Genomic DNA, 13,858 nt, shown 5'->3' on the forward strand with positions numbered 1-13,858 from the left:
CTATTTAACACGCAAAACCCAATATGTAATGCAGGGTTGGGAAACACAAGGGGGTGCGCATGACGGGACGGAGCACGGCACGGAATCAGGTCGGCGCCGGCGACCTGCTCGAACTCGTGCGCAGCGGCCGGGCCACCACGCGCGGCGCGCTCCAGCAGGCCACCGGTCTGTCCCGGGCGACCGTGGGCCAGCGGCTGGACCGTCTGTTCCGCGCGGGCTGGCTGCGCGAGGGCGCGGGCGGCCCCGTCGACTCCCCGCTGGGCGGACGCCCGTCCATCACCCTGGAGTTCGACGACGCCCACGCGGTCGTCCTCGCCGCCGACCTCGACACACGGCACGCGCGCGCCGCCGTGCTGTCGCTCACCGGCGAGATCCTCGCCGAGCACGGCGGCACCCTGGTCGTCGAGGACGGCCCGGATGCGGTGCTCGGCGAACTCGGCTCATGGTTCGCCGAGTTGCTGCGCGGGGCCGGCCACCGGCCCGACGAGGTGTGCGGCATCGGCCTCGCGGTGCCGGGGCCGGTGGACAGCGAGACCGGCCGGGTGGTGCAGCCGCCGATCATGCCGGGCTGGGACGGCTACGACATAAGAGGCCGCCTGGCCCGGGCCTTCACCGAGCACACGGGCGCCCCGCCGGTGCCGGTGCTCGTCGACAACGACGCCAACCTCCGGGCGTACGGCGAACAGCGCACCGGATACCCCGACTGCTCGGCCTTCGTGCTGGTCAAGGTGTCCACCGGAATCGGCGCGGGCGTCGTGGTCGGCGGCTCGATCTACCGGGGCGTCGACGGGGGCGCGGGCGACATCGGGCACATCCGGGTGGGCGCCGAGGCGCTGTGCCGGTGCGGGTCCCACGGCTGCCTCGCCGCCGTCGCGAGCGGCGGCGCCGTGGCGCGGCGGCTCGCGGAGGCCGGGGTGCCGGCCGCCTCCGGCTCGGACGTGCGGGACCTGCTGGCGGCCGGGCACCCTCGGGCCACCGCGCTCGCACGCGAGGCCGGGCGCCTGGTCGGGGACGTGCTGGCCACGGTGGTCACCCTGCTCAACCCCGGGGTGCTGATGATCGCGGGCGACCTGGCCGGCACGCCCTTCGTGACCGGCGTACGGGAGCTGCTGTACCAGCGGGCGCTGCCGCGCTCCACGGCCCATCTTGACGTGGTGACCTCGCGGCTCGGCGAGCGGGCGGGGCTGGTGGGGGCCGGGGCGCTGGTCGTGGAGCACCTGTACGCGCCGGACCGGGCGGAGGAGCGGCTGCTCGCGCTCGGCGTGTGAGCGGTCCGCCCGGGTCCGTGCCGCCCCGCCCGTACCGGCGTGTGAGCGGTCCGCCCGGGTCGGCGCCGCCCCGCCCGCACCGGCGTGTGACCCGCGGGTTTCCTCCCCCGGCACCTGTCCGTACGCGCGTCCGGATGGTGAAATCCGCGTCCGTGTGAAAGCGTGATTCTCGCCACCCCTGATAAGGGTTGCGCTCAGATGAGCGGATCTTGAGCGGCTGCACTTCTCCAAGGAGTGGCACTCAGTGCCACCCTTTGATCGTTCATCGATCGAACTCACTCGAAGTACAACCCGCTCATGCGAGCAGTAAAGCAGGGCCATCGGCCATGGTGCGTTCAAGAAGTGAAAACATCGGGCCCTGACTCTGTGCCCTGCCTTGACTTTCGATCTGCTGGCTGACGATCGGTTACAGGCACATGACGCGCGAGTGGACGTACCCAGGCGCCTTCGATCTGGGTATGTTCCTCGCCGTCAGGGCAGCCACCGCGTCCTCGAGGAGTCGAGACCCGTGTCGGAAAACAAAGATCCCCAGGTAGCCGGGCAGGGCACCAGCGTTGAGGGGGTGAAGTTCGTCTACGACTTCACCGAGGGCAACAAGGACCTCAAGGACCTGCTGGGCGGCAAGGGCGCGAACCTCGCCGAGATGACGAACCTGGGCCTCCCCGTCCCGCCGGGCTTCACCATCACCACCGAGGCCTGCAAGGTCTACCTCGACAGCGGCGAGGAGCCGGCGGCACTGCGTGACGAGGTGAGTGCGCACCTCGACGCCCTCGAGCAGAAGATGGGCAAGAAGCTCGGCCAGCCCGACAACCCCCTCCTCGTGTCGGTCCGCTCCGGGGCGAAGTTCTCCATGCCCGGCATGATGGACACCGTCCTGAACATCGGCCTCTCCGACAAGTCCGTGCAGGGCCTGGCCAAGCAGGCCGGCGACGACCGGTTCGCCTGGGACTCCTACCGCCGCCTCATCCAGATGTTCGGCAAGACCGTCCTCGGCGTCGACGGCGAACTCTTCGAGGACGCGCTGGAGAAGGCCAAGGAGGCCAAGAAGGTCACCGTCGACACCGAGCTGGACGCGGCCGACCTGAAGAAGCTGGTCACCCGGTTCAAGAAGATCGTCAAGACCGAGGCCGGCCGGGACTTCCCGCAGGACCCGCGCGAGCAGATGGACCTCGCCATCAAGGCGGTCTTCGACTCCTGGAACGGCGAGCGCGCCAAGCTCTACCGCCGTCAGGAGCGCATCCCGCACGACCTCGGCACCGCCGTCAACGTCTGCTCGATGGTGTTCGGCAACCTCGGCCCGGACTCCGGCACCGGCGTCGCCTTCACCCGCGACCCCGCCTCCGGCCACCAGGGCGTGTACGGCGACTACCTCCAGAACGCCCAGGGCGAGGACGTGGTGGCGGGCATCCGCAACACCGTCCCGCTGGCGGAGCTGGAGCAGATCGACAAGAAGTCGTACGACCAGCTCATGCAGATCATGGAGACCCTGGAGAACCACTACCGGGACCTCTGCGACATCGAGTTCACCATCGAGCGCGGCCAGCTGTGGATGCTGCAGACCCGCGTCGGCAAGCGCACGGCGGGCGCCGCCTTCCGCATCGCGACCCAGCTGGTGGACCAGGGCCTGATCGACGAGGCCGAGGCGCTCCAGCGCGTCTCCGGCGCCCAGCTCGCGCAGCTGATGTTCCCGCGGTTCGACGACGGCGCGAAGGTCGAGCAGGTCGGCCGGGGCATCGCCGCCTCGCCGGGCGCGGCGGTCGGCAAGGCCGTCTTCGACTCCTACACCGCGGTGAAGTGGTCCCGCTCCGGCGAGAAGGTCATCCTGGTCCGCCGCGAGACCAACCCCGACGACCTGGACGGCATGATCGCGGCCGAGGGCATCCTCACCTCCCGCGGCGGCAAGACCTCCCACGCGGCCGTGGTGGCCCGCGGCATGGGCAAGACCTGTGTCTGCGGCGCCGAGGAGCTGGAGGTCGACACCAAGCGCCGCCGGATGATCGTGCCCGGCGGGCACGTCGTCGAGGAGGGCGACGTCATCTCCATCGACGGCTCCACGGGCAAGGTCTACCTGGGCGAGGTCCCGGTCGTGCCGTCGCCGGTCGTGGAGTACTTCGAGGGCCGGATGCACCCGGGTGCCGACGACGCCGACGAGCTGGTCGAGGCCGTGCACCGGATGATGGCCTTCGCCGACCGCAAGCGCCGGCTGCGGGTGCGCGCCAACGCCGACAACGCCGAGGACGCGCTGCGCGCCCGCCGCTTCGGCGCCCAGGGCATCGGCCTGTGCCGCACCGAGCACATGTTCCTCGGCGACCGGCGCGAGATGGTCGAGCGCCTGATCCTCGCCGACACCGAGGACGAGCGCGAGGAGTCCCTCAAGCAGCTCCTGCCGCTGCAGAAGCAGGACTTCGTCGAGCTGTTCGAGGCGATGGACGGCCTCCCGGTCACCATCCGCCTGCTCGACCCGCCGCTGCACGAGTTCCTGCCCGACATCACCGAGCTGTCGGTCCGCGTGGCGCTGGCGGAGTCCCGCCAGGAGCCGCACGAGAACGAGCTGCGCCTGCTCCAGGCGGTGCACCGCCTGCACGAGCAGAACCCGATGCTGGGCCTGCGCGGCGTACGCCTCGGCCTGGTGGTGCCCGGTCTGTTCACCATGCAGGTCCGCGCCATCGCGGAGGCCGCCGCCGAGCGCAAGGCCGCCAAGGGCGACCCGCGCGCCGAGGTCATGATCCCGCTCGTCGGCACGGTCCAGGAGCTGGAGATCGTGCGCGAGGAGGCCGACCAGGTCATCGCCGAGGTGCAGGCGGCGACCGGCACGGAGCTGAAGCTGGCGATCGGCACGATGATCGAGCTGCCGCGCGCCGCGCTGACCGCCGGCCAGATCGCCGAGGCGGCCGAGTTCTTCTCCTTCGGCACCAACGACCTCACCCAGACGGTGTGGGGCTTCAGCCGGGACGACGTGGAGGCCTCGTTCTTCACCGCGTACCTGGAGAAGGGCATCTTCGGGGTGTCGCCGTTCGAGACCATCGACAAGGACGGCGTCGGCTCCCTGGTGAAGTCCGCCGCGAAGGCCGGCCGGGAGACCCGCCCCGACCTGAAGCTCGGCGTCTGCGGCGAGCACGGCGGTGACCCGGAGTCCGTCCACTTCTTCCACGAGGTGGGCCTGGACTACGTCTCCTGCTCGCCCTTCCGCATCCCGGTGGCCCGCCTGGAGGCCGGCCGCGCCGCGGTGACCGCCGAGGGCAGCGACCACCGGTAGAGACTCCGGGGTCCTCGTCGTTGTCCCCGACCCTCAAGACCGACGCGACGAGGACTCCGGCCTGCGAAAGGAAGGGGCGGCACCCTGTGCGGGGGTGCCGCCCCTTCGGCGTGCGTCGACGTCGTGCCGGGCGTCAGCCGGCGCGCACCTCGTACGCCGTCACCCGTACCCCCTCGTCGTCAAGGCACTGGCCGGAGAGCAGGTCGAAACGCTGCTTGAGCAGGGGGGAGGCGACGAACGGGCGCCCCCGGTGGGTGCCGGTCAGGCCGCGGGAGAGGACCGCGGCGCCGGTGAACGGGTCGCGGTTGTCGATGCCGTACAGCCGGCCCGAGCGGTCGCGGAACAGGGCCGCCTGGCGACCGTCCGGCAGCAGGGCCGCCACCCCGCGGCCGGGGAGCAGCGTGCTCAGGTCGCAGACGGTGAGCCAGCCGGCGTCGAGCCGGAGCCGGACCTTCAGGTCGGTGGTCTCTGGGGCCAGGGTCATCGCTGGGCGCTTCCTTCCAGGACGTCGTGGGCAGGGCGCCTGCCGATGGAGAGCAGCGGCAGGTCGGGCTTGATCTGGTCGCGCTCGGGGACGAAGCCGACGACCGGGTCCGGGGTGTCGGGGGCGTTGACGAAGGACACGAACCGGGCGAGCTTCCCGGGGTCCTCGATGGTCTCGGCCCACTCGTCGCGGTAGTGCGCCACATGGGCGGCCATCAGCGACTCCAGCTCCCCGCAGATGCCCAGCGAGTCGTGCACCACCACGTCCCGCACATGGTCTAGGCCGCCCGGGATCCGCTCCAGCCACACCGAGGTGCGCTCCAGGCGGTCGGCGGTGCGGACGTAGAACATCAGGAACCGGTCGATCAGCCGGACCAGTTCGGCGTCGGACAGGTCCTGCGCGAGCAGGTCCGCGTGGCGCGGGGTGGCGCCGCCGTTGCCGCCGACGTACAGGTTCCAGCCGCTCGCGGTGGCGATCACGCCGAAGTCCTTGGACTGCGCCTCCGCGCACTCGCGGGCGCAGCCGGAGACCGCCGACTTGAGCTTGTGCGGCGACCTGAGTCCGCGGTAGCGCAGCTCCAGGTCGATCGCCATCCGCACGGAGTCCTGGACGCCGTAGCGGCACCAGGTCTGCCCGACGCAGGACTTCACCGTGCGCAGCGACTTGCCGTAGGCGTGGCCGGACTCGAAGCCCGCGTCGACCAGCCGGGCCCAGATCAGCGGCAGTTGCTCCACCCGCGCCCCGAACAGGTCGATGCGCTGACCGCCGGTGATCTTGGTGTAGAGACCGAAGTCCCGGGCTACCTCGCCGAGCACGATCAGCTTCTCCGGGGCGATCTCGCCGCCGGGGATGCGCGGCACCACCGAGTACGAGCCGTTCTTCTGGAGGTTGGCGAGGAAGTGGTCGTTGGTGTCCTGGAGCGCGGCCTGCTCGCCGTCCAGGACGTAGCCGTCGGCGCCGATCGCCGGGGCGAGCGAGGCGATGACCGAGGCGACGGCCGGCTTGCAGGTCTCGCAGCCGTCGCCGCCCCGGGCGCCCTCACGGCCGTAGCGGTCCAGCAGGTCCTGGTAGGAGGTGACGCGCAGGGCGAGGACGATCTCGTAGAGCTCCTCGCGGGTCTGCGGGAAGCAGCCGCACAGCCCCTTGTCGATCTCGACGCCGCTCGCCTCCAGCTCGTCGTTGACCAGCTGGGTGAGCACCTTGACGCAACTGCCGCAGCCCGTACCGGCCTTGGTGCACTTCTTGACCGCCGGCACGGTGGTGCACCGGTGCTCGGCGACCGCGCCGCGGACGGCTCCCTTGGTGACGTTGTGGCAGGAGCAGATCACCGCCTCGTCCGGCAGCGCGGACGGGCCCAGCTGGGCCGGGGCGCCCGCGCCCGCCGGGAGGACCAGCTGCTCCGGCGAGATCGGCGGCACCGAGCCGGTGAGCGCGCGCAACGTGCCGTAGGCCTCCGCGTCGCCGACCAGGATGCCGCCGAGCAGCGTGCCGTCCCGGCCGACGACCAGCTTCTTGTACAGGCCCGCCCGGGAGTCGGAGTAGACGACGTCCAGGCAGCCCTCGGTGCTGCCGTGCGCGTCGCCGAAGGAGGCGACGTCGACGCCGAGCAGCTTGAGCTTCGTGGACAGGTCGGCGCCGGTGAAGGAGGCCTCGTCCTCGGCGATGGCCGCGGCCGCCGTCTCCGCCTGCTCGTAGCCGGGGGCCACCAGGCCGTACACCCGGCCGTCCGACGCCAGCGCGCACTCGCCGATCGCGAACACGTGCGGGTCGGTGACCGTGCGGCACTGCTCGTCGACGGTGATGCCGCCGCGCTCGCCGACCGCCAGCCCGCAGTCCCGGGCGAGCTGGTCGCGGGGGCGGACACCCGCGCTGAACACCACCATGTCGGTGGCGAGTTCGGAGCCGTCCGACAGCTTCATGCCGGTGACCGCGCCGTCCTCGCCGACGACGATCTCCTGCGTGCCGACCCCGGTGTGGACGGACAGGCCCATGTCCTCGATGGTGCGCAGCAGAGCCGCGCCACCGCCCTCGTCCACCTGCACCGGCATCAGGCGCGGCGCGAACTCGACGATGTGGCTGGTGAGCCCGAGGCCCTTCAGCGCACCGGCCGCCTCCAGTCCGAGCAGGCCGCCGCCGACCACCGCGCCGGTCGTGGCGCGGGTCCGCGCGTACTCCTCGATCGCGAGCAGGTCCTCGATCGTGCGGTAGACGAAGCAGCCCTCGGCGTCCTTGTGGGGGACGGGTGGAACGAAGGGGTAGGAGCCGGTGGCCAGCACGAGGACGTCGTAGTCGACGACGAGCCCCGAGCGGGCGGTCACCCTGCGCGCCTCGCGGTCGACCGTCTCCGCCGGATCGCCAACGTACAGCTCGATGCCGTGGTCCCCGATGAACCCCATGTCGGTCATGGAGAGGTCCTCGGGGGTCTTCCCCGAGAAGTACGAGGTCAGCTGCACGCGGTCGTACGCGGGCCGTGGCTCCTCGCACAGCACGACCACGCGGTGCGTGGCGGTCAGGCCGCGCTCGGCGAGCGCTTCGAGGAAGCGCTGGCCGACCATGCCGTGGCCGACGAGCACGATCGTGGGGCGGGGCCGGGCGGCCGTCGTGGACATCAGGAGCCTCCGTCGTTGGTGAGCAGATGGAGCAGGGGGCCGCCGTCCGAGGGGAGCGGCTCCGCCCCCTCCCAGGCGCGGGCGAGCGCGCCGACGGTGCCGAGTTCGCCGACGAGGACCCCGCCGACCAGGCGGTCGTCGCGGACGACGACCTTGCGGTAGGTCCCGCGGGTGGCGTCGGCGAGCCGCACCACGTCGTCGCCGGGCAGCGGCTCGGTCTCGCCGAAGGCGGCGAGGTCGAAGGGCGCGTCCCGCCCGGTCAGGGTGAGCCGGGTCAGGGAGCGGGTGCCGGTGTAGCGGGCGGCCGGGCCGTCCGTGTCCCCGGCCAGCGACTCGGCGAGCGCGTACGCCTGTTCGATCGCGGGCGCGGCGAGGCCGTACACCGTTCCGTCGTGCTGGGCGCAGTCGCCGACGGCGTGGATGCGCGGGTCGGACGTCCGCAGCGCGTCGTCGACGAGGACGCCCTTGCGCACCGCGAGCCCGGCGTCCTCGGCGAGCCCCACCCGCGGGTGGACACCGCAGGCCAGGACGACGAGGTCGGCGTCGAGGGCGTAGCCGTCGGCCATCTCCACCGAGCGGACCGCGCCGCCGGCGCAGCGCACGTCCCGCACCCGGCACTCGGTGTGGACCTCCACGCCCAGGTCCGTCAGGTGCCGCAGCACCAGCCGTGACGCCTCGGGGTCCAGTTGGCGTTCCATCAGCCGCTCGGCCTGCTGGGCGAGCACCACCTGGGCGCCGCGCAACGCCAGCGCCCGCGCGGCGGACACCCCGAGCAGCCCGCCGCCGATGACGACGGCCCGCACCCCCGGCCGGACCGCCTTGGACAGGCCGAGGCAGTCGTCCATGGTCCGGAACGCGTGCACGCCCTCGGGCAGTTCGTGCCGACCGGTGGTGAACAGGCCGCGCAGCGGCGGCAGTACGGGGTTGGAGCCGGTCGCCAGGACCAGCCTGTCGTATGCGATCTCCGTGCCGTCCGCGCACCGCAGCCGCCGTGCGGTGCGGTCGATGCCGGTGACCCGGGCGCGGACCAGACCGGCGGGCGCCGGAAGGGCGATCACCTCGGGGGCGTACCGGCCGGCCAGCACCTCGGCGAGCAGGACCCGGTTGTACGGGCGGTGCTCCTCCTCGCCGACGAGCAGCGCGGGCGTGCCGAGCTCGGCCAGCCGCCGGGCGAGCGTCACACCCGCGAGTCCGGCGCCGATCACCACCACACGCGTATTCGAGGTCATGCACCGCAGCGTGCGGCGTCGACGTTACCCGGCCGCATCACGTCTGTTTCCCCCGGGGAACGCTGCCCTCAGCGGGAGCGGGGATCAGGTGTGAGGGGTGCGCGGGCGGGGCGGGACGGTGCTGTGAGGTGGGCGCGGGCGGTCCCGGGCGGTGCCGTGAGGTGTGTGTGCGGGCCGGGAGGATGCTGCGGGGTGCGCGGGCGGCGAAGCTCTGAAGTCCCTCAGGTGCGTGGACGGCGCACGTATCGCGTCTCTAGGGTCGCGATCATGCCCCAGATATCGCCGACCGTGGTCGCCCTGCTGTGCCTCGCCGCCCTCGCGGCCGGGTGGATCGACGCCGTGGTCGGCGGCGGCGGGCTCCTGCTGCTGCCCGCGCTGCTGCTCGGGCTGCCCGGCGGTACCCCGGCCGCGTACGCGCTCGGCACCAACAAGGCGGTCGGCATCGTCGGCACCACGGGCGCGGCCGTGACGTACGCCCGCCGCGCGCCCGTCGACGTGCGCACCGCCGTCCGCATCGGTCTCGCGGCGCTCGCCGGCTCCGGCGCGGGCGCCTTCTTCGCGGCCGGGATGAGCACCGAGGTCCTCAAGCCGCTGATCATGGTGGTGCTGCTCGCGGTCGCGGCCTTCGTGATCCTGCGGCCCGCGTTCGGCACCGCCCCCGCGCCCGGCCCGGCCACCCGCCGCCAGGTGCTGGCCGCGATCGGCCTCGCGGGTCTCGGCATCGGCTTCTACGACGGCTTCGTCGGCCCCGGCACCGGCACCTTCCTGGTGCTGGCGCTCACCGCGGTCCTGCACCTCGACCTGGTGACCGCCTCCGCCACGGCCAAGATCGTCAACTGCTGCACCAACGCGGGCGCCCTGGCCACCTTCGCCTGGCAGGGCACGGTCCTGTGGCAACTGGCCGCGCTGATGGCCGTGTTCAACCTGGCGGGCGGCACCCTGGGCGCGCGCACCGCGCTGAAGAAGGGCAGCGGCTTCGTCCGCGTGGTGCTGCTGACGGTGGTGTTCGCGCTGGTGGCGAACCTGGCGTACGAGCAGTGGGTGGCGTAGGGGCCCGACCCCCGGAAGACCGGGCTCCGGCCTCGACGGGCCGGGTGGCCGCGGGCCGGTCGGCGGCTCCCGGTCAGCTGCTGCCGGTCAGATGGGCGAAGACGACCACGTTGCCCTGGTAGCCGGTGGTCCGCGAGTAGCCGCCGCCGCAGGTGATCACCCGCAGCTCGGGGCGCTTCGCGGCGCCGTACACCTTGCCGTCGGGGAAGTTCTTCGCCGCGTAGACCTCGACCGCGTCCACGGTGAAGCGGGCCACGGAGCCGTCCCGCCGGTCCACCTCGATGGCGCTGCCCTTCTTCAGGGCGCCGAGGTCGTAGAAGACGGCCGGTCCCTCGATGTTGTCGACGTGGCCGGCGACGATCGCGGTGCCGGTCTCGCCCGGGGTGGTGCCGGCCTCGTACCAGCCGGCGAGGTTCTTCTGCCCGGCGGGCGGGACGTCGAGGCTGCCGGAGCTGGTGAGGCGGAGGCCCATCAGCGGGGCGTTCACCCGGATCGAGGGGATGCGGATGCGGTCCGGCGGGGACGGCGGCAGCGCGGGGGCCGTGAGCCGCGCCTCGCCGGGGTCGGGCAGGCCCTCGGCCACGGAGGGCTGGGGCGGGGCGTGCCCGGCGCCGTGCAGCAGCCAGGCGCCGCCGCAGAGGGCGGCCACGGTGACGGTGGCTATGGAGGTGTTGCCTATCCTGCGCATACGTACTCTCTTCCGGACTCGGTGCCCCGCCCCCTCCGGGCCACGAGGGGCGTCGGACCCGGAGGGGGAGGGGCGTGCGGTACCGGCGGACGGACAGCGGAGGGCGCCCGTCAGATCCCGTCGCCTCTCGCCCGGCGATGCAGGAGCCAGGTACCGCCCGCGGCGGCGACGGCGAGAGCCGCCACGCCGGCCGCGGACTGCACGGGGTCGGGGCCCAGCGCGCCGCCGACCCCCGTCTTCACACTTCCTCGGGGCAGCACCTGCCCGCGCACCGCGGTCAGCGTGACCACCAGGTCGCCCCTGACCTCCTTGCCGCCCTCGGCGCACCGCACGACGATCTCGTACGTCCCCTGCTGGGCGCTCTCCGGCACCCGGAACTGGCCGATGGCGTCGCCCTCGTGCGCGCTGGGCGCCAGCGTGAAGGGTCCGGCGCCGACCGCGCTGGCGTCGCCCGCCGCGGTGGCCTTCTCGCCGCACGCCTTCGTGTTCACGGTGACCTGACCGCCCGGCACCACCGAGGACGGGTACACCTCCAGGCCGGCGGTGTCCGCGGCGTACGCGGGCGCGGCGAGGCCGCTCGCGGCGGCTACGGCGAGCGCGGCCCCGGTCAGCGGACGGGCGGGTCGTCGCATCGGTGCTCCTCCGAGCTCTGCGGTGGGGTCGCGGCCCGCGGCATCTCCGTGTGCCGCCGTGTCGGTCGCGCCCCTGCCCTTCCGAGATAAGCCGCCCCGGGGCGGGCTCGCCTTTCGACAAAGAGTCAGAAAGTAGGATGAATGGGTGTCCATGAGGCGGCCGGAGGGCCCGGGCGGAGCAAGTTTGGGCAGGTCACGGCTGTCATGCTGACGGCCCGTCGAAAACATCCCGAAGGGTGCGGGCCACGGGGGTGAACGGGTGAGCGGTCCGCCGTGGTACGCCGGGCCGCCTCCGTGGCGCTCACCCCGATGCCGTACACGCGCGAGAGGCCGGCCCCACCGGGGCCGGCCTCCTTCACGCGGGGTGGTGCGTCGCCCGCTCAGGGGCGGTACGTCGTGCACACGGGAGTGGTGCGTCCTGTGCACGGGAGTGGTGCGTCGTGCCGGATCAGCCGACGTTGACCGCGCTCCAGGCCGCCGCCACCGCGTTGTACTCCGCGCTGCCGGCGCCGTAGAGGTCCTTCGCCGCGTTGAGCGTCGCGGTGCGCGCGCCCGCGTAGTTCGTGGACGACGTCATGTAGACGGTCAGGGCGCGATACCAGATCTTGCCCAGCTTGTCCCTGCCGATGCCGGTGACCGAGGACCCGTTGCAGGTCGGGGAGTCGTAGCTGACGCCGTTGATCGTCTTCGCGCCGCTGCCCTCGGAGAGCAGGTAGGCGAAGTGATTGGCGACGCCGGAGGAGTAGTGGACGTCGAGGTTGCCCACCGAACTGCTCCAGCAGTCGGCCGAGTTGCCGTCCTTGGACGGCTTGTCCATGAACCGCAGCGCCGCCTTGCCGAAGCCCGAGCGGACGATCTCCTCGCCGATGAGGTAGTCACCGGGGTCGGAGGAGTTGTTGGCGTACCACTCCACCAGGGTGCCGAAGATGTCCGAGGTGGCCTCGTTCAGGCCGCCCGACTCGCCCGAGTAGGTCAGCGCCGCGGTCTTCGACGTCACGCCGTGCGACATCTCGTGCCCGGCCACGTCCAGGGCCACCAGCGGCCCGAACGTGCTGCCGTCGCCGTCGCCGTACGTCATGCAGAAGCAGCTGTCGTCCCAGAAGGCGTTGTTGTAGTTGTTGCCGTAGTGGACGCGGTTGTACGAGCCCTTGCCGTCGCCCGCGATGCCGTTGCGGCCGTGGACGTTCTTGTAGTAGTCCCAGGTCGCGTTGGTGCCATACTGCGCGTCCACGGCCGCCGAAGCCCGGTCCGCCGTCGTGCCCGTGCCCCAGTGGTTGTCGGCGTCCGTGAACAGCGTCGCGGGGGCGCGCTGGAAGCAGATGCCGAGGAAGCAGAGGTCGGTCTTGTTCGCGGCGTCACCGGTGTACGTGTTGCCGCGCGTCGGGTCCTTCAGCTGGTACGTCGATCCCGACAGGGTGGTCTCCAGCGGCACCGTGCCGCTGTAGAGCCCCTTGCCGTCGCCGGTGGCCGTCTCGATGCTGTCCCAGCTGTCGATCTGCGCGCCGGTGCGCGCGTCGGTCAGCACCGTACGGGCGACCGGGTTGCCGCGGGAGTCCTGCCCGACGGCGTCGGTGCGCCAGGCCAGGCGCGGGGTGCCGTGCAGGGCGTCGACGAGGAGGTGGGGCTTGGCCGTGACCCGGCGCAGGGTCTCGCCGAGGTTCGCGGCGCGCAGCGCGTTCACCGCGAGGTCGGCGGCCTTGGGCGCGCCCACCGTCGGGGTGACGCTCTGGAGGGAGATGGCGCTCCTGGTGGCCCGGTTGGCGCTGCGGTAGGCGCCGTCGGGGGCCAGGTGGACCACGAAGTCACCGCCGAGGACCGGGAGTTGCTTGTACGTCCGGTCGTAGCGGACGTGCTGGGTGCCGTCCTTGTCGACGACCACGTCCCGTACGGTGGTGTCCTGGGCCGCGGTGAGGCCCAGGGTGGTGGCGTGGTCCGCGAGCGCGGAGGCGGCGTTCTGGATCGCGGTGGACCGGGTCGGTCTGTCGTCCGCGTGCGCGGCGGGGGAGAGTGCGGCGGCCAGCAGGGTGGCTGCGGTGGCGGCTGTGCCGGCCGTGGCGAGACGGGAGCCTCGGGAGTGCCGTGTCCGACTCATCGTTCTCCTTGAGCGCGGGCGCCCTCGGGCGCGTGGGGGTGGCGCTGGTGATGACTGAGATTTAAGGGGCCATGACATGTCATGTCCATAGCGCAGGCGGGGGGATGTGTGAGGGGAGAGAATCGTTTCTGTGACTCTCCCGTTCTTCGTCTACGGCACTCTTCGCCCAGGTGAGACCAACCACGACCGGTTTCTGCGCGGCCGCACCAGCTCCGCGGAGCCCGGCAGGCTGACCGGATCCGTTCTCTACGAGGGGCCCGGTTATCCGTACGCCGTCGACGAGTCGGGCGGCGTGGTGCACGGCGAGCTCGTCACCGCACGGCCCGGGGAGTACCGGGAGTTGCTGGCCGTCCTGGACGGGCTGGAGGAGTACGCGCCCGGCGACGCGCGGAACCTGTACGAACGGGTGGAGCGGGGGGTCGTCCGCGCGAGCGACGGCCTGGTGGTGCAGGCCTGGGTGTACGTCGCCGCGCCGCCCGTCGCGGCACGGCTGCGGGCGGGCGGGAGGCGGATCGAGGGCGGTGACTGGCGGATCCGCAGCTGACGGGCT

10 protein-coding genes are annotated in these 13,858 nt (G+C 72.4%); 4 read left to right on the forward strand and 6 right to left on the reverse strand.

The features are described from left to right. The first annotated feature begins 59 nt into the window (after window positions 1-59). On the forward strand, window positions 60-1,268 hold the full coding sequence (locus ACIQ9G_RS02290; RefSeq protein ID WP_403604988.1) for an ROK family protein: 1,209 nt from the start codon (window positions 60-62) through the stop codon (window positions 1,266-1,268). Window positions 1,269-1,776: 508 nt separating this feature from the next. Next, window positions 1,777-4,524 carry a pyruvate, phosphate dikinase gene (gene ppdK, locus ACIQ9G_RS02295; protein ID WP_403604991.1) on the forward strand — a complete coding sequence of 916 codons (2,748 nt, stop codon included), beginning with the start codon at window positions 1,777-1,779 and terminating at the stop codon, window positions 4,522-4,524. A 133-nt stretch (window positions 4,525-4,657) separates the two neighbouring features. Here the strand turns inward: ppdK and nirD are convergent, their stop codons facing one another. From nirD to ACIQ9G_RS02310, 3 genes are read right to left on the reverse strand one after another with little or no spacing between them, the layout of a single operon-like run. Next, window positions 4,658-5,008, reverse strand: a complete 351-nt coding sequence (gene nirD, locus ACIQ9G_RS02300; RefSeq protein WP_403604994.1) for a nitrite reductase small subunit NirD — start codon at window positions 5,006-5,008, stop codon at window positions 4,658-4,660. Then, a complete protein-coding gene (gene nirB, locus ACIQ9G_RS02305) occupies window positions 5,005-7,617 on the reverse strand; it encodes a nitrite reductase large subunit NirB (RefSeq protein ID WP_403604997.1) in 2,613 nt (870 codons plus the stop codon). Before nirB ends, nirD begins: the two co-directional genes overlap by 4 nt. Continuing rightward, the gene (locus ACIQ9G_RS02310) at window positions 7,617-8,846 is read right to left on the reverse strand and encodes an NAD(P)/FAD-dependent oxidoreductase (RefSeq protein WP_403605000.1); all 1,230 of its coding nucleotides are present in this window, start codon (window positions 8,844-8,846) and stop codon (window positions 7,617-7,619) included. The genes nirB and ACIQ9G_RS02310 overlap by 1 nt, the downstream gene beginning before the upstream one ends. A 267-nt stretch (window positions 8,847-9,113) precedes the next feature. Between ACIQ9G_RS02310 and ACIQ9G_RS02315 the strand changes: the two genes are divergently transcribed. Further along, window positions 9,114-9,896 (forward strand): sulfite exporter TauE/SafE family protein, encoded by a 783-nt coding sequence (locus ACIQ9G_RS02315; protein ID WP_403605003.1) that lies wholly within the window; start codon window positions 9,114-9,116, stop codon window positions 9,894-9,896. 73 nt (window positions 9,897-9,969) lie between these two features. Here the strand turns inward: ACIQ9G_RS02315 and ACIQ9G_RS02320 are convergent, their stop codons facing one another. The 3 genes from ACIQ9G_RS02320 to ACIQ9G_RS02330 all read right to left on the reverse strand — a co-directional run bounded on the left by ACIQ9G_RS02320 (window position 9,970) and on the right by ACIQ9G_RS02330 (window position 13,308). Then, complete coding sequence (locus tag ACIQ9G_RS02320) at window positions 9,970-10,584, reverse strand: class F sortase (RefSeq protein ID WP_403605005.1); 615 nt, start codon at window positions 10,582-10,584, stop codon at window positions 9,970-9,972. Between the two features lie 110 nt (window positions 10,585-10,694). Then, window positions 10,695-11,216 (reverse strand): hypothetical protein, encoded by a 522-nt coding sequence (locus ACIQ9G_RS02325; protein WP_356181033.1) that lies wholly within the window; start codon window positions 11,214-11,216, stop codon window positions 10,695-10,697. Between the two features lie 448 nt (window positions 11,217-11,664). Further along, window positions 11,665-13,308 carry a M4 family metallopeptidase gene (locus tag ACIQ9G_RS02330; RefSeq protein ID WP_403605009.1) on the reverse strand — a complete coding sequence of 548 codons (1,644 nt, stop codon included), beginning with the start codon at window positions 13,306-13,308 and terminating at the stop codon, window positions 11,665-11,667. A 130-nt stretch (window positions 13,309-13,438) separates the two neighbouring features. Here ACIQ9G_RS02330 and ACIQ9G_RS02335 point away from each other — a divergent pair, with 130 nt between their 5' ends. Next, window positions 13,439-13,852 carry a gamma-glutamylcyclotransferase family protein gene (locus ACIQ9G_RS02335; protein ID WP_403605012.1) on the forward strand — a complete coding sequence of 138 codons (414 nt, stop codon included), beginning with the start codon at window positions 13,439-13,441 and terminating at the stop codon, window positions 13,850-13,852. The last annotated feature ends 6 nt before the right edge of the window (window positions 13,853-13,858 follow it).

Source organism: Streptomyces sp. NPDC096152, assembly GCF_044763235.1.
GTDB lineage: Bacteria > Actinomycetota > Actinomycetes > Streptomycetales > Streptomycetaceae > Streptomyces.